Origin of the sequence: Mycoplasma zalophi, assembly GCF_018914005.1 — a bacterium.
GTDB lineage: Bacteria > Bacillota_I > Bacilli_A > Mycoplasmatales > Metamycoplasmataceae > Metamycoplasma > Metamycoplasma zalophi_A.
On sequence record NZ_JAHMHI010000001.1, the window covers coordinates 302,838 to 329,514 of the forward strand.

Genomic DNA, 26,677 nt, shown 5'->3' on the forward strand with positions numbered 1-26,677 from the left:
AAATAATAATTAATATTGACTAAAAAAGGAGAAAACGATGCTAGAAGTACAAAATTTAAGTAAAGTTTTTAGTGATAAAAAGTTATTTCAAAATGTAAATTTAAAGTTTTTAGAGGGTAATACATACGGAATAATCGGGGCAAATGGGGTTGGAAAATCAACATTTTTAAGAATAATAAGCGGACAAGAAGAAGCAAGTAGCGGGGAAATAATCAAAACAAAAGGCTCAAGAATTTCAGTACTAAGTCAAGATCAAAATGCTTTTGATGAATTTAACGTAACTGACGTAGTTATTATGGGTAATGATGAATTATATAAAATACAAGTAGAAAAAAATGCTATTTATGAAAACCCTGAATCAAGTATAGAAGACTATGAAAGAGCAAGTCATTTAGAAGAAAAATTTGGAGAAATGGGTGGATGAACTGCTGAAAATGATGCACAAATACTTTTATCAGGTTTAGGAATAGATGAATCAAAATGAAATCTTCCAATGTCAAAATTAAAAGCTATTGAAAAAGTTAAAGTATTAATTGCTAAGGCATTATTTGGAAATCCAGATATTTTAATAATGGATGAGCCTACAAACCACCTTGATTTAAAATCAATTAAATGACTTGAAAACTTTTTAATTGAATATCAATATATAGTTATAGTAGTTAGCCATGATAGTGATTTTTTAGACTCAATTTGTACTCATACAGTAGACATTGACTTCAATGAAGCTAGATTATTTACAGGTAATTATAGTTTCTGAAAACAATCAAGCCAATTAATTTTAGAAATGCAAAAACAAACTAACTTAAAAAAAGAAGAACAAGCTGCTAAATTAAAAGAATTTATTGCTCGTTTCAGTGCTAACGCTTCAAAATCAAAACAAGCAACAAGTAGAAAAAAGGCTTTAGAAAAAATTGTAATTGATGAAATTAAACCTTCAAGTAGAAAATATCCTTTTATTCACTTTGATCTAAACAGAGCACCTGGAAAACAAATTTTAGAAGTTAATAATTTAACTTATGTAAATGATAAGGGTGAAACTTTATTTAAAAATGTTTCATTTGTCTTAAAAAATGGCGAAAAAATGGCTTTAATTGGTGATGATGATATTGCTAAAACCAAATTTTTAGAAATTTTAATGGGTATTGAAAAACCAACTTCAGGTGAGGTTAATTGAGGAATTACAATAAAACCAAATTATTTCCCTAATAACAACGCAAAATATTTCCAAAATGATTTAAATATCATGGAATGAATTAGTCAATGACCACTTGAAAATTCTACACAAGAAACAAAAGATAACTCAGACCACAGAATGAGATCTTACTTAGGAAGAATGTTATTTAGTAATGATTCTGTATTTAAAAAAGTAAAAGTCACAAGTGGTGGAGAAAAAGCAAGATTAATGTTTAGTAAATTAATGCTAGAAGAATCTAATTTTTTAGTATTTGATCAACCAACTGATCACCTTGACTCAGAAAGTATTGATTCATTGATTGAAGCACTTGAAAAATATCAATCAGGTATCATTTTTACAACATATAATAGAGGACTTGTTAAAGCTGCAGCTAATGTTATTTTAGAAATTAAATCTAATGAAAGTTTCCTATACTATGGAACATTAGATGAATACGAAGAAGAAATGGGATACTAATGATTAAATCATTTTTAAAAAATGTCCCACTTTCTTTATCGGGTGTAATCGCAGGAACAATGGGTTTTGCGATGTTTATAGTTTCATTTATTGAACATTATGCAATAAAAAGTACACAAAATATTGCGTTTTTTTTACTACACTTCAATTTATTTATAGTTGCATCATGCATAATTATCGCAAGTTTATACTGCTTTTTATTAATTACTAAATACATCATTGACAAAAAACAATTTATAAAAGATATTAAAAATCCAAAAACATCAGGTTCTGTTGCAATAATTTTTTTATCTATTTGCATAATTTTAAATGCCATAGCTTGAATTATTAATCATTATGTAAGCGATTATTCTTTAAGGTCTAATTTACTAATTTTTCCTTCAATTTTATTGCTTATTGTTGTTTGTTTACAAATTATTTTTGTATTTATATTTTTAAAACATATTATTTTCAAAAAAGAGACAATATATAAGGAAGCGTATGGAAGTTGATTTGTTGTTTTAATTGGTTTAACAATTAGTTCTGGTTATTCTAATAATTTTGGCGACCATATTAGCTTATATTTCTTTCAAATATTATGATTGATGAGTTTTGTTTTTTTTATTTTTGTATTTCCCTGAGTGCTATATAAGTTTTTATTTTTAGGACATAAGGATGCTCAAGACATACCTTCAATGACGATTATTGCTGGTCCTGCGAATATTCTTATTGTCGGATTTTTTACTTCATTTGATCCAAAAAGAAATTCAATAATTCACAATATAAGTGAAAAATTAATGTTTTATGATACTTTAAATTTAACCGTTACTCCACTAAATAACGAATCATTCTTTAATACTGTTTCACCATTTTTAATAATAATGGCTGCTTTTAGTTATATATTATATTTTATAATTGGTTTAAAAGTTATAACTCTTACAAAATATAGTCAGTTTTGAGCGCCATTAACATTTCCGGGAATTGTTGTGGCTAGTGCTATTTTTAAGATTAATAATTATTATTTTATTGAAAATTCATATACTTATATAGTGTTGACAATTCTTATGCTTATTATATTTACAACTGCATCATTAATAACACTTTTAGTTAATGTAAAACATATTTTATTACTAAATAAATTAATGAAGAAAATAAAGATGGAGACATATGCAAAAAAGACCAAGTAGTTTTTTTGAAAATATACCAAAATCTTCTTTAAATTTAGCTTTAAGATTTATGAGTATCATAACTTTTTTAGTATTAATAATTGAAAAATTTAGTTTAAATTCTTCTGAAATGACAAAGCGTATTTTATTGTATTTTAATCTCATTGTATTTAGTTTTGCAATAATTTTGGGATTATTTTATGAATGTTTAGTATTACTAAAATATAAAAAAATAAACATTTTAAAAACTGATTTCACAAATAAAGAAAACTCAATTTCAATTTACATGCTTTTTTTGTTACTTACTATGCAAATAAATGCTTTTGCTTGAATAACCAATCATTTCTTTATAAACAATCAGAAAATAATTTTAAATATTTTATCAATGATTGTTATTTTTATATTTGCCTTGCAATCTGTATTTTCATTTAAATATTTTTTAATGTTTTCAATCAAACAAAAAAGTAACAACAAACAAAATGGTTTTTCAGAATTAATTGTTATTTTTAGTAGTTTGAGTCTTTGTTCTACATATTCAATTAACTTAGGTGATTTTATTTCATTATGATTTTTTCAAATAATATGGATAATTTCTTTTGTTTTAACAATATATTTGTATTTATCTAAGGTATATAAATTTATTTTTTTAAATTATAAAAATAAAAAAAATATTGTTCCAATCGCAGTTTTCACACGACCAATAAATTTATTGTTTTTAGGATTTGTAATTAGTTTTAATCCAAATAGATTATTTTTTATCGATAATATAAATAGTAATTTATTTATTATTGAAAATTTATCTTTAAAATTAACTTTACTTAATAATTTTATTTTATATTCAACACTAATCTGAATTTTAGTTAGCTTATCGTTTTTTACATATGCTTGTTGTTTTGGATTAAAATGAAAATATTTACTAAAAAATAAACAAGATAAAAAATATATTTGACTAACTTTGCCAGGTTCAATTACATCAGCATTTATCTTAAGATTTAATGATTGAATGTATATAAATAACTTCATTTATTTTTTAATTACTGGATTAATGTTTATTACGTATGTACTTACTTTTATAGACACAATTAGATTAAATATAACAAATATGCGAATAATAAAAAATGCTATAATTTAAATATTAAAAAAAGGAGAATTATGATAATAGATAATATTATGCTTGAAGAATTTGAAAAACGTTTCAAATCTGACAAAGAAGCAAATATAATAAAAAATACAATAGCTAAAAACGGTATTTATGCTTCATCTTTTAATAATGATATTTTATCAAGACATAATCAAGAATTTTCAAACGAAATAAAAACCGGAGAAATTACTAATCAAAAATCTTCTGGTCGTTGCTGAATTTTTGCATCTTTAAATATGGCAAGAATTAGCGCAATGGAAAAAATGCAAGTAAAAGACTTGGAATTTTCTGAAAATTATTTTTATTTCTTTGAAAAAATTGAAAAAGCTAATACATTTTTTGAAAATATTATTCAATTTGGTTTAGATTTAGATTTTAACGATAGATTAATGCAAATTTTCTTGAGTAATCCAATATCTGATGGGGGATATTGAGAATGATATATTTCTTTAAATAAAAAATATGGAATAGTACCTAAATCTGTAATGAATGAAACATTTCACTCAGAAAATACTGCTATTTTTGAACAAAGTTTAAATTTAGTGGCAAAAAAACATGCATTAAAAATAATAAATGCCCACAGACAAAATAAAGACAATATCTTACAAGATTTAAAAAAAGAAGCTCTTTATGACATTTATAATATTTGTGTAAAAGCTTTAGGTATGCCGCCAAGAACTTTTGATTTTGAATACAGAGATAAAGATGATAATTTCCACCGTGAAACCAACATGACACCTATTGAATTCTATAATAAATTTGTAGGTGATGAATTAGATCAAAAAATAACTTTAGTAACAGACCCACGTGAAATTTATCCTTATGGTAAGGTTATTGAATCAAAATACTTCAAAACTTCAATAGAGGGTAAAACAAACTATACATTAAATGTTCCAATGGAAGAATTAAAAAGAGCAACAATAAGAAGTATTTTAGATAACAAAAGTGTTTGATTTGCTTGTGATGTTTCACAATTTATTGATAGACAAACAGGAATTTTAGATTCTGAATTATATGATTTAAATAATATTTTAGGTTCAGAAGATACTTTAACAAAAGCAGAAAAATTACAATTAGGAATTGTAGTCCCTAACCACGCCATGAATTTCATCGGTGTTGATCTTGACAATAATGGAAATCCTATTAAATGAAAAGTTGAAAACTCTTGAGGGGATAAAACTGGAAAAAAAGGAATTTATAGCATGTCAGATAAATGATTTGAAGACTTTAACTTTGAATGTGTTGTGGATAAAAAATATGTTGATGAAAAATATCTAAAAGGGCTAGAAGAAGAATCTATATTATTAGAAGCTTGAGATCCATTAGCATAATGAAAAATATTGATAATAATTTATTAAAACAACTAAAAGAAAGTTTTAATAAAGATAAATCTAATAAAGTAATAGCAAATGCTATTGCAAAAAATGGTATAAAAAACGCTTCTTTTAACAATGATATTTTAAAAATCCACAACAATGTTTTTAGTCACGAAATCAAACAAGGTTCAATTACAAACCAACAATCATCAGGAAGATGCTGAATTTTTGCTTCTTTAAATATGGCAAGATTAGAAGCAATGAAAAACCTAAACATAGAAGACCTTGAATTAAGTCAATCATATTTATATTTCTTTGATAAACTTGAAAAAGTTAATACTTTTTTACAAAATGTTATCGAACACGGAACTAATTTAGATTTTAATGATCCATTATTTAAATATTTCATGGATGGTCCTGCTGATGATGGTGGATTCTGAGAATGATTTTTAGGTTTAATTAATAAATACGGAATTCTACCTAAATATTTAATGCAAGATACTTTTGATGCAAAATCTTCAAATGAATTTATTGAAATTTTGAATGTAAAAGCAAAAGAATATGCATATAAAATAATCAAAGAAGCCAAAAATAATGCTTCAGAACAAAAATTACAAGCAATCAAAGTTAATGCACTTGAAGAAATTTATAATATAGTAGCAAAAACTTTAGGTACACCACCAGAAACATTTGATTTTCAATATCGTGATAAAGATAAAAACATTCAAAAAATTACAAACATTACACCACTTGAATTCTATAAACAATACATAAAAAATATATTAAATGATAAAGTTAATTTAGTTTCTGACCCACGTAAAAACCACCCTTATGGAAAGGTTTTAAGCAGTAAATACTTTAATAGTGTTTATGAAAGTCCAAATAATTTACAATTAAATGTCCCAATGGAAGAATTAATTGAAGCAAGTAAAAAATCAATAATAGACGGAGTATCAGTTCCATTTGCTTGTGATGTTTCTAAATTCCATGATAGAAAATTAGGAATTATGGACTTAAACATATACGATTACAATAACACATTAGTAAATTTAGATTTAAACAGAGAACAAAGATTAAATTTACACCAATCAATGCCTACTCACTTAATGAACATAGTTGGTGTTGATATTGATGAAAATGGTGAAGTTATTAAGTGAAAAGTTGAAAATTCATGAGGAGAAGATATTGCTTTTAAAGGTATCTTCAGTATGTCAAATGAATGATTTAAAGAATATAATTACCAATGTGTAGTTGATAAAAAATATGTCGATGAAAAATATCTAAAAGGATTAGATGAAGAATATATTACTTTAGATTACACAGACCCATTAGCATATTTACACTAATAAACAAATCATTAATTAAACCACAGTAAAATGTGGTTTTATTTTTTCAAAAAATATTTAATTACAAATTAAAATAACTTCTATTTTAATAGTTATTTAATAAATTACTTTTTATAATTCCACTTTTTTTATACCTCTATACCTTACTTTTTTTTACATTTTTTTGTTAAAAGGTACAAAAAAAATAAAAATACAATACAAAAAAAATTCCATTTTAATTTATTTATTGTATAATAATTTTATTAAATTTAAGAAAGGTTATAAAATGAAAACATCAGCTTTTAAGTATTCAAAATTTGCTTTTAATACTGTATTTAAAAAGAAGAGTTCAATAGTATTACCCGTGTTAGTTTTGATTCTTTCATTAACTTTGGGTTTAATTTTTAAATTCGCAATCAGCGAAAGATATTTAACACTGTCATCATATCTTTATATATTAGCAATTCTGATAATAACAGTATTATTTGCATCGATAAAATCATTAAATATTTTTAAAGACTTTGAACAAGAAGGAATAGAATTAGTTAGTTTAGCTAAACCTATTTCAAGAAACAATATAGTTATAGGTAAATTATTTACTTTAACTTTCTTTGGATTAATATGATCAGTTGTGCTATTTATTTCTGCGCTTTTATCATCTTATCCAATATATAACAACATAAATCTATTTACATACTCATTATTGATATTTTTTGTTGGTTTTGTAACATATTTACTTGCAAGTTTATTAACTTCTTTAATAAGTTATAAATTAAGTCAAAAATTATCTATTACATTACCACTAGTATTTTTTATACCACTTGCTCTTGGGGGTTCATTACTATCTGCAAATGCAACTACAAATATAAATAATGCAGCATATTACGTTAACAAAAAATATCCATATCATTTTTCAGGTAATGAAGCAAATGTAGAACCATTTTTTATAAATAATAATAAAGATGAATTACTACTATTACCTAACGGATTAGAAAATAAACAATTCACACAAAAACAAACAAATTACTTACAAGAAGTTATGAATATAGCAAATAATTCATCAAAAGAATGACAGGTATATTCATGATTATCAGTACCTTATCAATTACTTGATATTTTTAATTTCAAAAATCAAAATATTTTTGATTCAATTACTAAAAATAATTTTTCAAATTTAGATGGTTATATTTATTACAATAATCAAGATAGTATTTTATTTAAATATAAATTAGATAAAAACCCTAATTTAACAAAATATTCTGTTTCAAACACTGAAAAAAAATACATAGTTCCTGGTTTATTAAAATCAAATTCAGTAATTCCAAATAGTATAAACACTGGAATAATTTATGCAAGAGAGGGAGCAGAAGATGTAAATGCAAAATTCCCTGAAGATAGTTCACAATTTGCAGCAGAAAACAATATAGTAGGAAAATTAAATTGAAATTTTGTTTACGAAATTTTAGAAGATAAAGCTTTTAATCTTATTGCTAAAAAATTTATAGAAGAATTTAATAAAAATAAAAAATCTACTGATTTACGTCAATTACACACTGAATTATTAGAAGAAATTTCAAAATTCATCAATGATGAACAATCAGATATAAACACATACTCAAACCCTAATTTAGTATTATTTAATGAACATTCAGTTCAAGAAAAAAGATTACAATCTGAAATAGAAAGAAAAATTTATTTTGCAACTGCTTTATTAAACTTTATTTACTTTAATTACCAAGATACTACACTATATCAAGCAATGATAAAAAATCCAAATAATGACAATACTTTTGGAAATAGTCAATTTGAATTACAAGTTGCTGGATTTAAATATTTAATAGGTGGATATGATAAATTTGAAACAAGATTTATTTTAGTAGAAAAAGATAAAGATGTTATTATTAGATACAAATTAACACCAAGTGATACTAATTACTTATTCCAATCACAAGATCAACTTTTTGCAATAAATAGAGAAAAACAAATAGTAAATAAAAACGTTTATTATGCACTATGAATAATATTAATTGTTATTTTATATGGAACATCATTTACAATTTACAGAAGAAAGGATTATAAATAGTTATGGAAAAGATTTTAGAAATAAATAATTTAAATAAAGTATTTCCAAAAACAAATAGAGGGATTAAAAATATCAGTTTTTCTGTTGAATCAGGTGATTTTCACGCTTTTATTGGTGAAAATGGTGCTGGTAAAACCACTACTATAAAAACTATTATTGGTGCTTTTGTAAATTATGAAGGTGAAATTTTAATAAACAATATTAACATAAAAAAAGCAGAAGCAAAAAGCATTATAGGTTATGTTCCGGAAGTTGCAATTTTCCCAAAAGAATTAACAGTTTTTAATTATTTATATAATCTACTTATTTTGTCAAATGTAGACAAAAAAGAAGCCAATGAAAGAATAGATAAATATTTAAAACTATTTAATATTGAAAATTTAAAAAATGAAAAACCACACACTTTTTCAACAGGTCAAAAGAAAAAAGTTTTATTAATTCAAGCTTTACTTCATAACCCTAAATTACTTATTTTAGATGAACCAGCTGCCAATTTAGATCCAACAGCTAGATTTGAATTATTTTCATTACTAAAAGAAATAAATGAAAAACAAAAAATTACTATTTTAATTAGTTCTCACGTTTTATCTGAAATTGATAAATACGTAAATACTATCACACTTATTCATAATGGTCAAATTTTATATTCTGGTTCAAAACAAGAATCATTAGAAAAATTATTCTATGAAAAAGTTATTTCTAATTAGTTTAAGTCCTGTACTATTACCATTAAGTGTGGTTAGTTGTGGTGTAGTTCAAGAAACTAATGACAACTTTGAGTTTCCTAAAAAACAACAAAGTGATTTTGACAAAAATCAAAGTATAAATAAACTTCTTGACTTTTTTTCAAATAATGATGAAAATAAAAAGAAAATTTATGTATCACAACAAATAAATAAATCTACTTCAAAAAATACAGAACTAAAATTTGCATTTGTATATGATCCTGTTTTTATTTTTGATGGTGGAGTAGTTAAAACTAAAGTTGAAGATTTAAGAAATACTTCAATAAAAATTATTAGCAATACTTTAGAAAATGATTGATATTGAACTCTTTTTAATATAGAAAATTTCCACTATATTTTTAGCCCTTATGGCGATAAATATACACCACTAGATAATGAAAAAGAGTTATTTAATGAAACAAAAAACTTTTTAGGTTCAGTTTCATTAAAAATAAATAATTCTAAACCTAATAAATTAATAGCATTACCTTATAAAGAAATACCAGAACTAAAAGAACATAGTGCTTACTTAGAAAAAGAATCATGATATTTAATTTTTGATAACAACAAAGCAATAAAGGTTTGAAAATATAAAGAAGATGGACAACCAAAATTAAGAATTACTTCTGATCTGTTAGTGTTTAAAGATACAAATAATATTGAACAACAATTACAAGAATTAGAAGATCAAATTTACAATCAACACTTAAATGAATTTGAAACAGATTATGATAATTACAAAAAATATTATTCAGATGAAGATGAAAATGAATTTTTAATGAAAAGAAATGATAAAAAATATTTAGAATTTCAAGCAGTAAACCAATTTAACAATGATTTTGTAAATGCTTTAAATGAAATCAATAAAGATGGAATAAAAATATTTAGATTTACAATGAGGGATATCGATGAAAAAAATTAGTAAATTATTTTTAACAACTTCAGTATTTACTGCTATTTTGAGTGGTTTATCGCTTGTTTCATGTGTTACTATTGAAGATAGTACAAAATTAAAAAATAATATTCCAATTGGCTTAAATTATTATCCAAATATAGAAAACCCCAAAGAAGTACAAACCCATAAATTAATTGACAATCTTGTGGTTAAAATTTTTGGTGATGATGGTTATAAAAAAACAGAATTTTTAAAATCTCAAGAACGAGAAACAAAATTATTTAATGAATTAAAAGAATTAAGTCAAGAATTTAAAACATCACAAAATGCTAATAAGTTAAATCAATTTTATAGTAGAAATTGATTATTTACAATTAAAAATATTAATAAATTACAGTGAACATTTACGGAATGATGAAGATTCCCTGACTTTGAAAACGCAAAACACTCAGAAGAATTTTTAAACAATTTAAGTACTTTACCTAAGCCAGATGATTTTAAATTTAATGATAACAATTGAGATCAACTTAAAGAAGGTGATGAGTCTTTTGAATCAAGCGATGATATTTTCTATCTAAAAAAAGATAATTTCATAATAAGAATTTATATTTCACGAAATGAAGATAAAACAGTAAATTTTAACCACATAATTCTATTTCCAAATTCTAAAACAAAAAATATTTCAATTCAAATAATATCTGATGCAGTTCACAATGCATTAATTCATAAACAACAAGATGGATTTAATTCATTTGAAGAAGCTGCAAAAAAATTATTTGGTAATGGAGCAATCGGATTATTATTATTAAAGGACGACGAACAATAATGAAAAAAAGTAACAAAATATTAATATTTTCTTCATTACTAGCAACTTCTTTATTACCTGTTGCAGCAATATCATGTAAAAATGTAGAAACTATTTCAAATGAATCTAAAGAAGTAAGTTTTGTTAGTGAAAAGAGTATAAAAGAACAAGATTGAGATGTATTTTTAAAATATGAATATGTAGACACCTTATTGAATTTAGCTTTTAAAAATGAAGAAGATAAACAAAAATTCATTGAAAGTCAAAGAAATATATCTGATGATTATTTAATTTCAATTAAAGATTATTTATTTTATAGTAATAACATAGTTATCGAATATCATCCTAACTCAATTTCAGGTGGTTTTAGCGGTGGTTTATTTGGTGGAGGATTATTTGGTAACAATAACAAAAAAACTAAAAAAGTAATGGCAGATTCTGAATATAAAGAAGAATTAGATAAACTCTATAAAGAAAATTGATTGTGATTTCTTTTTAATTTAAATAAATTTACTTTTGCATATAATGATGATACTAACTTCTTTGATGGTGGTACTGATTCAATTAAAACAAATATACAACAAGACAGTTTAGAACATACTCCATTTATTACTTTAAATACAAATGAAGTTACTCGATTTTCAGTATTTAAACATAACACTGATGAAAGTATACAAAAAAGCACAATGTATCTATTAACCAAGCAAGGTGTTATTTTAAGTATTGAAATTCAGATAACAAATGAAGACGATGAAGAAATAATTGAAATTGAAGCATCACCATTTATAGAAATTTATCCACCACTATTACAAAGCAAATCTGCGATTAATAATTTTGATTGGCCAACTTATGTTCGTGCACAAATATTATCTAAAAATATTGGTGAATCATCAAGATGAGTAAAAATGCTTTTTGATGATAAATATGGAGGTAAGCCAAAAAGATTTACGCTTGTTTATTTAAATAACAAATAAAATAAATAAAATCTTAATATAAAAATATCGAGTTAATACCTACGCTCGATATTTTTATTTTTTACAAATTCAACATTTTGAATAGCTTAGTATTTAAGAAATAATTATTACTAGTTTGTATTTTCCTGAATTATTGAACTTGTATCTATTTCTTTAGAAATTTCTATGTAAATCCCTTTTAATAATCTCAATAACTGAGGAAATTCTACTGCATCTAATTCTGTTTTTGTATTTTTTTTGAAAATATATCTATTTTCTTTAACTACTTTATTATCTTTAATAGAAAATGGTATTTGATATATTGCAACTAATTCACCATCTAAAATTAATATATTTGGATCTATGTTTAAATATATTAATTTTTTGATTTTAAAAAATTCTTCATTATAAACATTAGAAAGTCATTTTTGATCTTTTTCTGTGCCACTATTTTCACTCACTTTTTCAAATTTAGAATATAGCGAAATGTTTTCTATTGTTTGTGAAGCTTTTAAATCTTCTATTAAATTAATGCTTAATGCAACTTTATTTTTTGCTGTATTATCATTTTGTGTAGAAATATTATGTGTTTCTAACTCTAATTCATTACCCACTAATTTAAATACTAAACTATCTTGCATATCTTTTATTTCTTGGTCTGTTAATGTAAACAACGGAAAAACAGAATCATTTTTAAATACTAATTGATTAATTTTAATTTGGTCAAATGTATATTTATTTAGTTTTATTTTGTCTAAAATGGTTTTATATAATCCATTTAATATTTTTATATTTTCTTGGTCTATAGTTATTCTAGGATTTTTTACAATTGAAATTATGTCTTGTATTGAATTAAGACTTTTTGTTACTTGTTTTAATTGTTTTGTAAATTCTGGGTCATTAGTGATTTTTACAAAATTTACTGCGATTCTTGTTAATAAAAACATTTGTCTAGTTTCGTTGAATTTTTGTAAAATGAAATTCACTATTTTTTCTTCTAAAATTTGTTTTGTTGTTAAATCTTCGTTTTGCTTAAATTCATTTATGAATACATTTAATTGTTTTTTATCCTCATTAGTAAAATTATTTGATTGTTGTATTTCGTGCTCAAGGTTGTCAGTAAATTCTTTATATATTGATTTATTTTGATTTGTTTTAGGATTTGTGTTATTAGGAGTTGAATTATCCCCTTGAGATTTAGAGTTATTTTCTTGCTGTTTTGTAATACCTTCATTTAATTTAGGTTGTGTAGAATCAGTATTCTTATCTATGTTTTTCGGTTGCAAAATAACATCTTCTGTTTTGAATTGATCTTTATTTATAACTTTTTCAAAAACTTTTGAAGTTTCATTATTTATAAATAATTTATATTTTACTAAAATACCGCTTTCTGTTTTACTTGCACTTATAAATTTATAAGAAATAGAAGAAGAAACTAAAATTCTAATTTTATCTACATGTATTACAGCGGGTATTTCTGAAAATTTTATTGCTTTAGAATTTTCATATGATACTTCTACAGTTTTATTCTTCAAAACTAGTTGTTTTAGTATTTTGTTTATAACATGAAATCGTTATAAATGAAGGCAGTAATACTATCGAACTAAGAGATAATATTGCGACTAATTTTTTATATTTTTTATTCATATTAAAATATCCTTTTGTGACTTTAAAATTGTAATTTAGAGAAAATTATACACATTTTTTCCTGAAATTACACTGAAAATTTTTATTTTTTTGAAAAGATGGATTTATAAAAAAACTATTTTTTATAGCAAAAATAAAAAAACGAAAAAAGTGATGGATTTTAATATAAATATTGCTTTTTTAAAAATTACAAATGAAATAAATAAAAAAAGAAATGGTTTATTTACACAAAAATTATTTTTTATTATTTCAAATATAGTTCTAATAACTTTTAAATAAAGAATCATATTCTATTACATTTGCAAAAAACATTAGTAATATATAGGATGATAAATATAGTGACTTTTTTATTTAAACAATAAGTTAGTTTTATAACTGGAATTAAATAAAAATTTAAATTTAAAAACTTACCGCTTTTTGCGGTAAGTTTTTAAAACAAATATATTTATAAAAAATAAATATTATTTCAGTATTGCATATGATCCAAAGTTAATAGCTTTGTTTTTTTCGATAGGTGTAATTGAATCATTGTTTTGAATTAATAATTTATATTTTCCTGTTTTTTTATCTATTTCATAAATATTTTCAACATCATATTTAACTTCTCTACCTTCTTGAGCACCAGAAATTCCATCTAAAGCAAATGATGTTTCTTTTTCTCCTCTAAACTCAATAAAAGGAAGACCTTTAGGTGAACCATTAGTAGGAATAAAAATATAAAAATGTTTATTATCATTTTCATTAATTTTTTCCACGTATACTTTTACAGAAATTAAAGTAGATAATTTATTGTCTTCATTATAAAATTTAGCACGTAATTTTTCAGTATTAAAAAGTCTTTCAACTTTTTTAGTAGATTTTATACTATCAAAATTTAAATTGTCATCAATAATTTCAGCAACAAACTGTAAAGCTCCCCAATAATTGTTTTTATTTTTAATTTCAGTTATTTTTAATTTATCAGAATATTTTTTAAAGTCATTTTTTACTGCTAAAAGCACTTTATTATAAAATGTTTTATTTTCGTATTCAAATGAATAATTTACAAATATTTGTCCATTTATCTCTTCTTTATTAACAAAGGATAATCTAATAATTTTGTTTTTACTATTTCCAGCTTCTAATTTTACATTTTCTGCTGATATTTTATCTATTTGATTTCATCTAGACACTTTTGCTTTGTCTAGAGTCGCCGTTATATCAGCATCGATCGCAGCTGCTTCACCTTCTACTATTGCATCATCTTTTTGTTTAAATGAAGATTTATTAATGCTTACAGTGTATGACTTAGATTCACTATTTGAATCTTGTTTTTTGAATTTGAAATTAACATTAATCCCTAAATCTGTTTTCATAGCAGATTCAAATTTTGGTAAATACTCTTGTTCCTCGCTACCTAAAGAAAGAACTATTTTAGAATTATCAATACCATTTTTAGTAGCTTCTCAAAATGTTACTTCACTAGCGTCAGCATATGTTGCTGTTACTTTTGTAGCCTCTTTATCTAAAAATTCTTGTTCTGATTCAAATTGATCTTTTGAAATTTCTTTAGATAATAATTCTGATTTTTCTGATGTATCAACTTTTAAAAGTTTATATGTTACTTTAACTCCTGTTTCTGTAGTTACCGCCTTATCAAAATTAAATGTGTATTCTTTTGCAACGGTTACAGTAAAATTATTTTCTGTTAAATCTGAAGCTTGCAATTTGCTAAATCTTTTTGTTTTTGGATTATTATAAACCATAATAACTGAAACAGTATTAAAGTCAGTTTTTGGTTTTGTATTTTCCTGATTTTGTTTTTCAGTTTTACCATTTTCACTTTCTGTTGTAGGAGGTGTTGGTGTTGGTTTAGTATTTGAATCATTTTTAGATGTAGAATTCTCAACTTTAAATTGATCTTTATTTATTGTTTTTTCAAATATCTTTGATTCCATTTTGTCTTTTGATAAAGTGTATTTAACCAAAATATCATTTTCTTGTTTTTTAGCTTCCTTAAAGTTAGCAGTAGTTCCTAATTCCATCCCCAAAAATCCAAAATGTTCTTTTGTTAAAACACTAGGAACTTCAGAAAATTTTGTTGTTTTTGCATCTTTATATGAAATTTGAATAGTTTTATTTAACTTGTCAAAATCTATTTTTTTGGATTCCTCTTTATAACAAGAAACAGCTAACATTGAGGGAATAATTACCATTGAACCCAATGATAATATAGTAAATAAAATTTTTTTATTTTTGTTCATATTTTTTGCTTTCTAATAAATAATTATAGTATTTTTACTGTTTATCTAAATTTACTTAAATTTTTATAAACGACATTATTATACAACTTTTACTCATTTTATACACAAAAAATACACAAACAACCATTAAAATCTTGTTTTTTTAAAAATTTTAATGACATTAGTTTTTTTCTAAAAAATGCAAAAAAATAAAAAAGCAGAATTTTCTTTTTACTAATATGAAAATTTTATTTTTTAAAAGAATTTACAAATTCGTTAAATAACATAATTAAACATTTAAGTGCTTGTAGATTTTTAGTTTTTTCTTGTGTTTATTTATCAACATAAATTGATAAATTGTTTAAAGACTCTTCAAACCCACCTTCTTCTTGAAACAAATTTGCTAAAAATTTATTTATATTATTATTTGTTCAAGTTTCTTCCGGTCTATTCAATGAAATAATAATTATTGCATTATTTTTTGATAACGATAATCTTTTATTTAAAATAACAATTTGTCCCCCGGTTCTGCACTGTTATCCTCACCTTTATATGCTATTCAAATTATTGAATTTGTATTATTAAATTCTTGCGTTATTCTTCTCCATTTTTTGGATATTTATTTGATATCTTTTTTCAAGTGTTTTTATGCCACCTTAAAGATAGTGACTTTCTACACTTTCTATTCTCTTGTAATTTTTAGAACATATGATTTTATTTTTAACTCATCATTTCTTAATTCAATCGCTATCGGATTTCCCTCAAGTAACGTTCCAATATTTGTAATATGTGTTACAACAAAAATTTGTTTTCCATCATTTTTTGTTTTTTCTAGCAAAGGTAATATTTCATTATAAATTGTAAATTTATCTAAATCATCTTCAATTTGGTTTAATAAAAGATAATTGTCAAATTCTATAATGTCAGAACTTTCAGTAGTTTTTTTAACTCCCAATAAAGTTCTTTGCCTATTTGACATACTTTCATATGGAATATCATTTACGAATATTTTAATTCTATTTTCAATAAGTTTTCTGATTATTTTTTCTTTTGTTTGTCCAGAAAAAAGTTTATTAGACGAATCATCAACAAGAAAATCTACTATATTATCACGATTTGCTTTATTTTTTGAGCCTAAAGCTATTTTAGTAATAAATTCAACATCTTGGATTTCTAGCTTAAATTTCGAGATTTGGTAAATGATATTACGATCACCTTCACGTTTTAATTTAACTCGTAAATTAATTTCATTTTCTTTTAGTTCTTGAGTTATTCTATATTTACTATCTCTTAATTTTTAAGTAAAGGTTCAATTGTTTTAAAATGATGTAACAAGCTATCATATGATTGTTTTAATTGATCTGTTTTTTTAATTTGGAAGTTTGATAATCTCTTGTTTTTTTATGAGCATTAGAAAAATAATTATAAATTGTAAACATTTGTTCACCCTTTGCTTTGTTTGTGAATAACTATTTTTATATTTTTTCTAATTTTTCAATTAATTTATCTTTATTTAATGTTATTTTTGTTTGCTGATCACTAAAAAAATGATTGAATAATTTATTTTGCTGTGCTATTTCTTAATCTCTACTATAAATTAAATTTATTTTTTGAATCATTTTTTCTTTTTCAAAAATTAAATCACCATGATTTTCTATAATTCTTTTCATTTCCTGAAATTCTTTTGAAAAGTCAAGTTTAATGTTTCACATATTCGAAGTTAAAGTGTTATTAAAACTAAAATAATCATCAAAAATAAGGTCATAATTTGTAATAGAATTATTTTGAATTTGTATTTCAGAAACTATTTTGTTCAAATCATCAAATGTATTAAATACACTAGATAATAAATAATTTTAAGAATTTCGTTTATTATTTTTATTTTTTCAGTGGTTTTAATATCTCAAACATATTTTCTCTCGATCCAATGATGTTTTTCTTTCATCATTTTGAATAATATAAGTTGCAAATTGGTTTTTTAATAAAGATAATTGCTTCTTGTATTTGGTTTTTGAACTTACTGATCATGATAAAAAATTACTTGCTTCGTATATGTTTTTTACATCGACTAAAACTTTTTTTAAATTTAAGCTTATATTCACTAATAACAAAATAATCGTCGTTACTTTTAAAAATAAATTTTCTTGCAATAATTTCTGCAATGATTCTTAACAATGTACTTTTACCTGATCCTTTTTCTCCGAAAATTACATTAACATTTGAAAAAGGAATTTCAATAGTTTGTCCTAAATCATTTATAAAAGTTATTTTTTATCATATTACTCCTAACTAATAATCTATTTTCTCAATTTTATTGTCTTTTAATACTGTTTTTATGGAATTAAAATTTATTTCGCATTCAATTTTCGTTTTGTAACGTGTATTACCAAATGGATATTTTTTTCAATCATGAATATCGCTAAAATAAACAATTGGTGCATTGGGAAAATGCTTTAAAACTTTTTTAAATTTGAATTATTTGGATTAGTTGAATCAAAACCATCCGCTTAATAATTTTCTATATCCTCTAATTTCATAATATCTTGCCTTTTCCAATGTAATAAAAAATCATAAATCGATATTTTTTAAATACTTCAAGCGTCTGACCATAACTTAATCAATTAATATTTTCTCTTGAATAACATTTATTAATAATTTTTCTTATCTCTTCTAGATTTTCTTCAGGATCAAAAACTATAATGATTTGACTTTTTTATTTTCTTGGGAAGATAAATTTAATTCACAACCTGGAAATAATGTAATATTTAATTTATTTTTTATAATGATTTTTTGTCTTTTATAATAACTTTCCAAAAATAAATCACCATGGTCTGCAAAGAAGCAATATGTACATGCTTAACTTGAAGAATTTTTAACATTTGTTCATTAGTTAATTTAATTATATTACTTCCTGATCATTGGAATTTGTTTAATGTAGATGAAAATCTATATTTCACTTCAAATTACACCACTTTTACTATATATATTTATATATTAACTATAATATTGTTATAAATCAATATTTATTTTATTTAAAAATAACACATGCAAATTGCATTGTGTCATTTTAAATTATTATTTCTTGGCTTCTATTAAACCAAAATCCCTAATTAATGTTTGTTTTAGATTTTCAATATAATTTTCTATTTCTTCATTAGCGATATTTTGACTTTTTAAAACTTGATAATGTTGTCTTAAAATCGAATCAATCATTTCTAATTTTGCTCTTAATTCGTTTTCAAAAGTTTCTTCATTTGATGAATAATTATTAGATTTAGCAACTTCTGGGTTGTTCATTAAATTAACCACTGATTCTAATGCAATTCTATCTGTTAATTCGTTGAAACGTTTTGAACCTTCTTCGGTATAAATTTGATAAGGATTTTTTTGAGAATATTGAACTAAATTAGATGATTGTCTTAGTTTATCCATAACGTTAATATGATTTTGTCATGCATTATCAAATACACGTAAAATTATTTGTCTTTCAGAAATCACAAGAGATGAAATACCATATTTATCAATAAAGTTTTCTCTTAGTTTTTCATATTCTTGAATAAATATTTTTGCAACAAATTCAGATAAATCAACTTTATCATATTTTGAAATTTCAGATTTTTCAAATTTATATTCAGAATATCTCATTCAATTTTTGTTTAGATATTCTGCAAATTTTTGGTAATCAAAACTATTGTTTTTTAAAACAAAATAATCATTATCAACAATTTGTTTTGCTGAAGAAATAATCATTTTATTAATTATTTCCCCCATATCATCACGTTCTAAAATTCAATCACGTTGTTGATAAATTAAATCACGTTGTTGTCTGATAACATCATCATAATTTAAAACACTTTTACGGTTATCGTAGTTAAATCCTTCGATTTTCTTTTGTGCTCTTAGAAATGCTTTTTGAATTGCTTTACCTTCAATTGGTTGATCCTTATATTCTTTAAACATTTCTTTTCATTTATCTTGTAAACCAAAACGTAAAATAAGTTGATCATCAAGACTTAAGAAAAATTTAGTATACCCAACATCACCTTGACGTCCTGAACGACCTTTTAATTGGTTATCTATTCTTCTACTTTCTGCTTTATCGGTACCTAAAACATATAATCCACCAGCTTCGCGGGCTTCTTGTGAAGGTTTTATATCGGTTCCACGTCCTGCCATATTTGTTGCAATAGTTACTGCACCTAATTGACCAGCCGCTGAAATAATAGCAGCTTCTTCAGCATTTTGTTTTGCATTTAAAACAGTGTGAGGAATATTTGCTTTAACTAAATATTCATGTAATCTTTCTGAATCTTCTACTTGCGCTGTTCCTATTAGTATTGGCTGTTTGCGCTCATAAACTTTTTTAACTTCTTCAACAATAGCCATATATTTTGAATGCATATCAACATAAATTACATCTTCATCATCATATCTTACCATTGGTTTATTTGTAGGAATTACATTTACACGCATATTATAAATATCAATGAATTCTTTTTCTTCTGTTTTTGCAGTCCCTGTCATTCCTGACAATTTTTTAAACAATCTAAAAAAGTTTTGGTAAGTAATTGTGGCTTGTGTTTTATTTTCTGCTTCAATTTCAATTCTTTCTTTTGCTTGAATTGCTTGTTGAAGACCTTCTGAATAAGCACGACCTTCCATGATACGACCAGTAAATGAGTCGACTAATTCGATTTTATCATCTCTTACAATATATTCAACATCTAATTTCATAATTTTATGTGCTCTTAAAGCATTTTGAATCCTATGAACTAGTTCTGAATTTTCAATGTTATATAAGTTGCTGAAATTAAAATATGTATTAGCTTTTGAGATACCTTCATCTGTTAAATATACACTTTTAGTTTCTTCATCTATGTAATAATCTTCTTCTGATAATGTACGTACAAATAAATCAGCCACAGTGTATAAGGTACTTTCTTCATTATCTCCACCACTAATAATTAAAGGAGTTTTTGCTTCATCAATTAAAATACTATCTACTTCATCTAAAAGAATATAGTTCAATCCTCTTTGAACTTTTTCTTCTTTTGATAAAACCATATTATCTCTTAAATAGTCAAATCCAAGTTCTGAGTGAATTGAGTATGTAATATCACAATTGTATGCTTGACGTTTTAATTCTGTAGACATTTGTGCTTTGTTAATACCAACACTTAAACCTAATCAATTAAAAACTTCTCCCATTTCTGTTGCATCACGCTCTGCTAAATACTCATTAACTGTTGAAACTATAACATTTTCACCTGTTAAAGCATTTAAATATACAGGAGCTATTGATGTTATTGTTTTCCCTTCACCAGTTTTCATTTCGGCTACAGAACCTAAATCTAAAATAACACCACCTAACATTTGCACATCAAAAGGTCTTTTTCCTAGAACACGTTTAGTAGCTTCTCTACTAACTGCAAAAGCTTCTACTCTAATATCTTCAGTTGTTTCACCTTTAATTAATCTTTCTTTAAATTCAATAGTTTTGGCTTTTAATTCATCATCTGTCAATTTTGAAACATAATCTTCTAGAATATTAATTTCATATAAAGTGTTGTAAGCAATACGCATTTCAGCACTTTTAAAATTTATTTTATATCATTTTTCTTTTTTGCCATTTCTTTTTGGAATTATTCATTTACCTTTTTCATCGTAATGATTTTTTGAATTAAAAACATTATTATTATTTTGTTTTTTGTCAAGTTTTTTCATGTATATAATTTTACTATATAAAATTAATTTTATATAAATTAAATTTTATTATGGTTTATTAATAAATTATAGTAATTACTATTTTTAAACTAAACTTTTTTAAAATTTAACACTTCCAAAAAGATATATAAAAAACTTGCCATACACAAGTTTTTTATATATTTTAGTTTTCTTTTGAACTGTTAGTTAATGCTGTAATTAAAAAGTTGGCATAATTATCTACTAATTTAACTACTTCTGGATCTTTGTTTTCGTATTTTTCTTTTAAATCATCATTTATAAAAGATTTTACTAAAAAATTCTTTAGAGATTTTTTCCCGGTTTCATTTAATTGTTTCATTACTAAATTCTTACTTTTTATATTTTCTTCAATAATAGCTCTATTTCTGTCATTAAGTTCAATTGTGTTTCTATCTAGTTTATTATCACCTGCAGCTTTTGCAAATACTGGAACAAGTAAATTACTTGTAAAATCATCATTTAAAATATATTCGAATTTCGCTTTATCTTCATCAGAAATTTTTTCTCCATCTATAAAGCTTTTGTTTATTGCAATACTTGAAAAAACTTTTTGAATTCCATTAGATTTGGTTAAACTTAATAAATAATTAAATGATTTTAATTTACCTGCGTAGGTTATTGCTTGATTTTTAGATAAAACTTTTATTGAAGGAGATAAGAATTTTTTATTAAAATTATCTTCTTTATTCACAAATAATGTCGTTGCATTTGAAACAAATAATGCTAGTGGGAATATAGCAATCGTACTTATTAGTGAACCACTTAATCTTAATGCTAATGATTTTTTAAATGATTGTGTTGCTTTTTGTCTTCTAAATACTTTTCTTAAGAAAAATAATCACACTATAAAATACACAAACCCTGTAACTATTTCAAGTAATACAAATACTGAAATTGCATATATTGTATATAACAATGGTTTAAAATCTTCTTCTTTTAAACCACTATTTTGTGTATATTCTTTAAATGTTTCATTAAATTGTTTAAATGCAATATCAAATGTAAATATTGAAATTAATATTGAAACAATTGCTGTTACAAAAGTTACAGTAGAAGCGGTAACTTTTTTCATTAATCCCAACACAAACCCGATTAATAATAAAGCAAAAAAAGCAATAATAGGAATATAGGTTAAACCTTGATGTTGAGAAATATTTAAAAATGATTCTATTGTTTTCATATTAACCTACCAATTTTAAATCTTTTGTTGCTTGTCAAGGATTTTTTTGATCAATGTGATCTAAAAACAATTTTCCTTGAAGGTGATCATATTCATGCTGCATAACAATTGCTAAATAACCTGTTGTGTCATAACGTTTCATTTTTCTTTCATTGTATGAGTAAGCATCAATAATAACACGATTGTATCTTTTTACATAACCTTCTTGGTTTGGCCATGCATCAGAAACACTTAAACACCCTTCGCCTTGTGCAAGTGCTTGTAATGCTTCAGAATGACCTTTCATAACTGGATTTATTAATGCATCTTTAAAAATTACATTTCCGTTATCATCTTGCACAAAAATATAAAATATGTTTTTTAATATTCCATATTGAACAGCAGCAACTCCAACACCTGGTCTGAATTTTGTTCCTTCAGTTTGTGAGTCATCGATGTGATAAATCATTTTTTTAATCAATAATTCATCTTCTTCTGTCAAGGGGATAGGAACATCTTTTGATTTTTGTCTTAATACCTTTGCAGGTAATTTTGTTAACTTTACTTTAAACATAATTTGATTATATCAAATACTAATAAAAAAGTTGAAATGATAAGATTTTTTTTATAATTATTCTATGCTAAGAATTGTAAGTGGAAAATATAAAAATTTAAAAATTGAACAACCTGATAAAAAAATAACTAGAGCTAGTAGTGAAAAACTAAGAGAAGCTATTTTTTCTAGTATTCAATTTGACTTAGAAAATAAAACTTTTTTAGACTGTTTTGGTGGTAGTGGAGCTTTTGGATTCGAAGCAATAAGTAGAGGTTGTTTAGAAGTATTAATACTTGAAAAAAATTCACATGCTTTTAATATTATTAAACAAAATAAACAAAAATTTCAAAGCGAAAAAATTAATGTTCTTAATGTTGATACAATAAAATTTTTAGAAAAAAAATCAAATAAAATTTGGAATTTTGTTTTTATAGATCCACCTTATACTAAAAAAGAATATTATGATTTGTGCACTCAAAATTTACTAAATAATAGCTTTATTAATGAAAATAGCATAATTATTTTAGAGTCTAATTTCGAAATTAAAAATTTAGATAAATTTGAATTAATAAAACAAAAAAAATATGGTATTTCTTTTGTTAGCTACTGAAAAATTACTAGCTAAATATTTTTATTAAAATGTTACAAATAACTTGTGAACATTTTTTTATATTTTCTTGATAATCACTTGAATTATTATCTTTAAAAATATGATCAGATACAACTTTTATTAAACTTATATCTTTATTTAATAAATAACAATTTTGTAATAAAGAAGTAGATTCCATATCTACTAATGAAAATGATTTTAAATCATAATTTTTTATATTTTCTTTAGAAATAAAACTATCTCCACTAATTGAATTTGCAAATTCTAAATTTATTTTTTGCAACAATTCAGTGTTTAATCCAGTACTTGATGAGTATAATTGAGGCATATTGGGTAATTGGCCAATTTTATAATTTGGTAATGCCGTTAAATCTACATCTCAATATTGTGAAGTATTTATTAAAAACGCTTTTGCAATTTCAATGTCATTATCGAGTGAACCCGCTGTACCTATATTTACTATTTTTGAAATATTTTTGTACTTATTTAATGTCGTATTTAATGCTACTGATGCATTAACTTTTCCTACACCACTAATTGTTAAAATAAATTGTTGATTATTAAAAATACATTCATAAATTTGAATGTTTTTTGTTTCAAAAATCATTTTTTTTGACAAAATTTTAAAAAATGATTCTACCTCTTGTAATTCTGCTGCTATTATTAATTTCATTATATTTTTTCTAAAATATCCTTTAAAAATCTATTATAAATATCGTAACTTCTTCCATCAAAAGGATTAACACCCAATAAATAAGCACTCATCAAGCTTGAATTTTGTAAAAAGACGATTAATTGTCCTATTGTATCTTCTGAATTATCTTCTAAAGTGATTTGAATATTTTGATAATGACCTACTTTTTGAAAAAGATCATTATATGCATTTTGTGAATATAAAAGTAACTGGTTGGGAGTTGTTGAAGGCAATTCAAAATAAGGTTTATTTCTTTCGTAATTACCAATATGCTTTTCATCAAACAATCTCTGAGTTGAAAGAATTGTTAAAAATAAGGAATCTATTTGCTGTGTTTTTTTGTAACCTTGCTGAAAAAATTGTGATCTTGTTGAAATTTCTTTACTAAAATTAGCAATGTCTAAATAAAGTGATTTATTTTCTTTTGAATTTGTTTGTGAAAATAAATATTGTCAATATTTTGAAAACGTTGCTAAATCATTGTCAAAATTTACAAAAATTTCATGATCTAATCCCATATTTTTAAGATAAAGTCTAGCAAAAGCATACTGATACGCAATATTTTGTGATAAATTAGTTGAACTAAAGTCCATTTTTGCTTTTGCAGCACCACTTAAAATTCTTGAAATATCAATTCCAGCACAAGCCATAGGAAGCAATCCAACACTGGTAAAAATACTGTAAACTTCAGGTATTTTGTCTAAAAAAGTAAAAATTTTATATTGTTTATAATAAGCAATTTTATTTAAATTTCCAGTATTTGGATTTGTGGTTATACAAATATATTGTGAAGAATTTTTAAGTCCTAATTTTCTTTCCATTATTTCGGAAAAAAATTGAAAATTTGCCAAAACATCAATATCATTTCCACTTTTAGAAATAACGTGAATTGCAAAAGGTTTATCGTCTAAATAATTTTCTAGATTTTTTAATTCCTTGCTATTTAAAATATGGTCCAAATAAATTATTTCCATATTCTTTTTATTTTTAGATAAATTTCGATGGTTTATAAAATGATTGTTACCAATATAATCAATTACTGATTTTGAATGCAAACTTAATGAATAAGCACTAATAACCAACAACACATTAACTTCGGTTTTTCATTTAAAGGACAAATCACTGATTTCTTTAACTTCTAAATTTTTAGGGTTTGCTAAATCTAAAAAATCCAAAAACTCGTGTCCATCTATATTTCTTGATGCAATATTATTAGCTAATCCGTAAATAATTTTTTGATATTTTTCTGTAAATTTTGAATTTAATTCATTTGCTAGTTTTAAAGAAATTTTACCAATCATTTTTTATCTTTCTTTTTGTAAATTTTAAGAGTTTCTCAAAACTACTCTTGCGATTAAATTCAAATTCAAAAGGGTTACGTAAAAATTTAGGATGAATGTTTTTAAAAGAAATTATGTAATTATTTTTAGCTTCGTTATATTCTTTTACAAACACACAAATTTCTTCACCGATTCTAAAAATATCTTCAAGATCCCCAATATAATAATCACTTACATCTTTTAAATTTAATCTAAATGTTTGTTTGTTTTGATTTTCTAAAAGCACAAAACTTCTGTATATTTTTGTTACTTTTACTTGAACTACCTTATTTACAATATCTATATTCATATTTTTAATTATATATTACTTTTATTAATCGATTCAATTTATAAGATATCAAAAAACATATAAACTAAAAATACTAGATTATAATTATAATAATTATATTTTAAGGAGTAATATGTTTAGAGAAAAGAGTGTATCTTCAATAGCTAGTGAGCAAAAAGACTCAAATTATGTTGTTTTACAAGTTATTTTAAAAGAAAAATGATTAGAAAAAGGAAGTAAAAATTTAACTGATTTAGAATATATTATTAATCAACAAACAGCAAAAGGATATAGATTGCACACCTTAAATACTACATCATCAATACACAGTGCAGGATTACTTGGTGTCAATAGAATGCAAGCAATATTAGTTTTTGAAAAAATTAAAAATTAAAAT

The 26,677-nt window shown here is 23.7% G+C and carries 25 protein-coding genes; 12 read left to right on the plus strand and 13 right to left on the minus strand.

The genetic code is table 4. The annotated features are described in order from the left end of the window. The first annotated feature begins 37 nt into the window (after nt 1-37). The 10 genes from KQ877_RS01245 to KQ877_RS01290 all read left to right on the plus strand — a co-directional run bounded on the left by KQ877_RS01245 (nt 38) and on the right by KQ877_RS01290 (nt 12,060). On the plus strand, nt 38-1,651 hold the full coding sequence (locus KQ877_RS01245; RefSeq protein WP_216535805.1) for an ABC-F family ATP-binding cassette domain-containing protein: 1,614 nt from the start codon (nt 38-40) through the stop codon (nt 1,649-1,651). Next, the gene (locus KQ877_RS01250; protein WP_216535806.1) at nt 1,651-2,817 is read left to right on the plus strand and encodes an SLAC1 family transporter; all 1,167 of its coding nucleotides are present in this window, start codon (nt 1,651-1,653) and stop codon (nt 2,815-2,817) included. Before KQ877_RS01245 ends, KQ877_RS01250 begins: the two co-directional genes overlap by 1 nt. Beyond that, entirely contained in the window at nt 2,798-3,928 is a 1,131-nt protein-coding gene (locus KQ877_RS01255; protein ID WP_216488696.1) for a hypothetical protein, read from the plus strand. Before KQ877_RS01250 ends, KQ877_RS01255 begins: the two co-directional genes overlap by 20 nt. 20 nt (nt 3,929-3,948) lie before the next feature. Beyond that, nucleotides 3,949-5,268, plus strand: coding sequence for a C1 family peptidase (locus KQ877_RS01260; protein WP_216535807.1), 1,320 nt, complete (start codon nt 3,949-3,951; stop codon nt 5,266-5,268). Next, on the plus strand, nt 5,268-6,599 hold the full coding sequence (locus KQ877_RS01265) for a C1 family peptidase (RefSeq protein WP_216535808.1): 1,332 nt from the start codon (nt 5,268-5,270) through the stop codon (nt 6,597-6,599). The genes KQ877_RS01260 and KQ877_RS01265 overlap by 1 nt, the downstream gene beginning before the upstream one ends. A 265-nt stretch (nt 6,600-6,864) precedes the next feature. After that, nucleotides 6,865-8,661 carry an ABC transporter permease gene (locus KQ877_RS01270; RefSeq protein WP_216488690.1) on the plus strand — a complete coding sequence of 599 codons (1,797 nt, stop codon included), beginning with the start codon at nt 6,865-6,867 and terminating at the stop codon, nt 8,659-8,661. A 2-nt stretch (nt 8,662-8,663) separates the two neighbouring features. Next, nucleotides 8,664-9,368 (plus strand): ABC transporter ATP-binding protein, encoded by a 705-nt coding sequence (locus KQ877_RS01275; RefSeq protein WP_216535809.1) that lies wholly within the window; start codon nt 8,664-8,666, stop codon nt 9,366-9,368. Beyond that, nucleotides 9,346-10,308, plus strand: a complete 963-nt coding sequence (locus tag KQ877_RS01280; protein WP_216535810.1) for an aromatic motif membrane protein — start codon at nt 9,346-9,348, stop codon at nt 10,306-10,308. The genes KQ877_RS01275 and KQ877_RS01280 overlap by 23 nt, the downstream gene beginning before the upstream one ends. Continuing rightward, the gene (locus KQ877_RS01285; protein ID WP_216535811.1) at nt 10,295-11,107 is read left to right on the plus strand and encodes an aromatic motif membrane protein; all 813 of its coding nucleotides are present in this window, start codon (nt 10,295-10,297) and stop codon (nt 11,105-11,107) included. The genes KQ877_RS01280 and KQ877_RS01285 overlap by 14 nt, the downstream gene beginning before the upstream one ends. Further along, a complete protein-coding gene (locus tag KQ877_RS01290) occupies nt 11,107-12,060 on the plus strand; it encodes an aromatic motif membrane protein (protein WP_216535812.1) in 954 nt (317 codons plus the stop codon). Before KQ877_RS01285 ends, KQ877_RS01290 begins: the two co-directional genes overlap by 1 nt. Nucleotides 12,061-12,170: 110 nt before the next feature. On the opposite strand, the gene KQ877_RS01295 is transcribed toward KQ877_RS01290, so the two are convergent. The 10 genes from KQ877_RS01295 to def form a co-directional block, all read right to left on the minus strand. Then, nucleotides 12,171-13,574: a hypothetical protein gene (locus KQ877_RS01295; protein ID WP_216535813.1), complete on the minus strand. Its 1,404-nt coding sequence runs from the start codon at nt 13,572-13,574 to the stop codon at nt 12,171-12,173. 573 nt (nt 13,575-14,147) lie between these two features. Beyond that, nucleotides 14,148-15,929, minus strand: a complete 1,782-nt coding sequence (locus KQ877_RS01300) for a hypothetical protein (RefSeq protein WP_216535814.1) — start codon at nt 15,927-15,929, stop codon at nt 14,148-14,150. 311 nt (nt 15,930-16,240) lie between these two features. Continuing rightward, complete coding sequence (locus tag KQ877_RS04030) at nt 16,241-16,363, minus strand: hypothetical protein (protein WP_281412482.1); 123 nt, start codon at nt 16,361-16,363, stop codon at nt 16,241-16,243. 227 nt (nt 16,364-16,590) lie between these two features. Further along, complete coding sequence (locus KQ877_RS01305; RefSeq protein ID WP_216488680.1) at nt 16,591-16,887, minus strand: hypothetical protein; 297 nt, start codon at nt 16,885-16,887, stop codon at nt 16,591-16,593. A gap of 601 nt (nt 16,888-17,488) precedes the next feature. After that, nucleotides 17,489-17,725, minus strand: coding sequence for a hypothetical protein (locus KQ877_RS01310; protein ID WP_216488679.1), 237 nt, complete (start codon nt 17,723-17,725; stop codon nt 17,489-17,491). 78 nt (nt 17,726-17,803) lie between these two features. Continuing rightward, complete coding sequence (locus KQ877_RS01315; RefSeq protein WP_216535815.1) at nt 17,804-18,010, minus strand: hypothetical protein; 207 nt, start codon at nt 18,008-18,010, stop codon at nt 17,804-17,806. Next, nucleotides 17,946-18,176: an AAA family ATPase gene (locus tag KQ877_RS04315; protein ID WP_216488872.1), complete on the minus strand. Its 231-nt coding sequence runs from the start codon at nt 18,174-18,176 to the stop codon at nt 17,946-17,948. Before KQ877_RS04315 ends, KQ877_RS01315 begins: the two co-directional genes overlap by 65 nt. Nucleotides 18,177-18,983: 807 nt before the next feature. Beyond that, nucleotides 18,984-21,632 carry a preprotein translocase subunit SecA gene (gene secA, locus KQ877_RS01325; RefSeq protein ID WP_216488677.1) on the minus strand — a complete coding sequence of 883 codons (2,649 nt, stop codon included), beginning with the start codon at nt 21,630-21,632 and terminating at the stop codon, nt 18,984-18,986. A 163-nt stretch (nt 21,633-21,795) separates the two neighbouring features. Next, a complete protein-coding gene (locus KQ877_RS01330) occupies nt 21,796-22,833 on the minus strand; it encodes a hypothetical protein (RefSeq protein ID WP_216488675.1) in 1,038 nt (345 codons plus the stop codon). Between the two features lies 1 nt (nt 22,834). Next, the gene (gene def / locus KQ877_RS01335; RefSeq protein ID WP_216535816.1) at nt 22,835-23,386 is read right to left on the minus strand and encodes a peptide deformylase; all 552 of its coding nucleotides are present in this window, start codon (nt 23,384-23,386) and stop codon (nt 22,835-22,837) included. Nucleotides 23,387-23,450: 64 nt separating this feature from the next. Between def and rsmD the strand changes: the two genes are divergently transcribed. Then, nucleotides 23,451-23,993 carry a 16S rRNA (guanine(966)-N(2))-methyltransferase RsmD gene (rsmD, locus tag KQ877_RS01340; RefSeq protein ID WP_216535817.1) on the plus strand — a complete coding sequence of 181 codons (543 nt, stop codon included), beginning with the start codon at nt 23,451-23,453 and terminating at the stop codon, nt 23,991-23,993. Here the strand turns inward: rsmD and KQ877_RS01345 are convergent. From KQ877_RS01345 to KQ877_RS01355, 3 genes are read right to left on the minus strand one after another with little or no spacing between them, the layout of a single operon-like run. Further along, nucleotides 23,986-24,651 (minus strand): 5'-methylthioadenosine/S-adenosylhomocysteine nucleosidase family protein, encoded by a 666-nt coding sequence (locus KQ877_RS01345; RefSeq protein ID WP_216488669.1) that lies wholly within the window; start codon nt 24,649-24,651, stop codon nt 23,986-23,988. The two genes, rsmD and KQ877_RS01345, sit on opposite strands and share 8 nt — an antisense overlap. Further along, complete coding sequence (locus KQ877_RS01350; RefSeq protein ID WP_216488667.1) at nt 24,651-25,973, minus strand: hypothetical protein; 1,323 nt, start codon at nt 25,971-25,973, stop codon at nt 24,651-24,653. Before KQ877_RS01350 ends, KQ877_RS01345 begins: the two co-directional genes overlap by 1 nt. Further along, complete coding sequence (locus tag KQ877_RS01355) at nt 25,963-26,301, minus strand: hypothetical protein (RefSeq protein WP_216488665.1); 339 nt, start codon at nt 26,299-26,301, stop codon at nt 25,963-25,965. Before KQ877_RS01355 ends, KQ877_RS01350 begins: the two co-directional genes overlap by 11 nt. A gap of 112 nt (nt 26,302-26,413) precedes the next feature. Here KQ877_RS01355 and KQ877_RS01360 point away from each other — a divergent pair, with 112 nt between their 5' ends. Continuing rightward, nucleotides 26,414-26,674, plus strand: coding sequence for a DUF4177 domain-containing protein (locus tag KQ877_RS01360; RefSeq protein WP_216488663.1), 261 nt, complete (start codon nt 26,414-26,416; stop codon nt 26,672-26,674). Nucleotides 26,675-26,677: the final 3 nt, after the last annotated feature.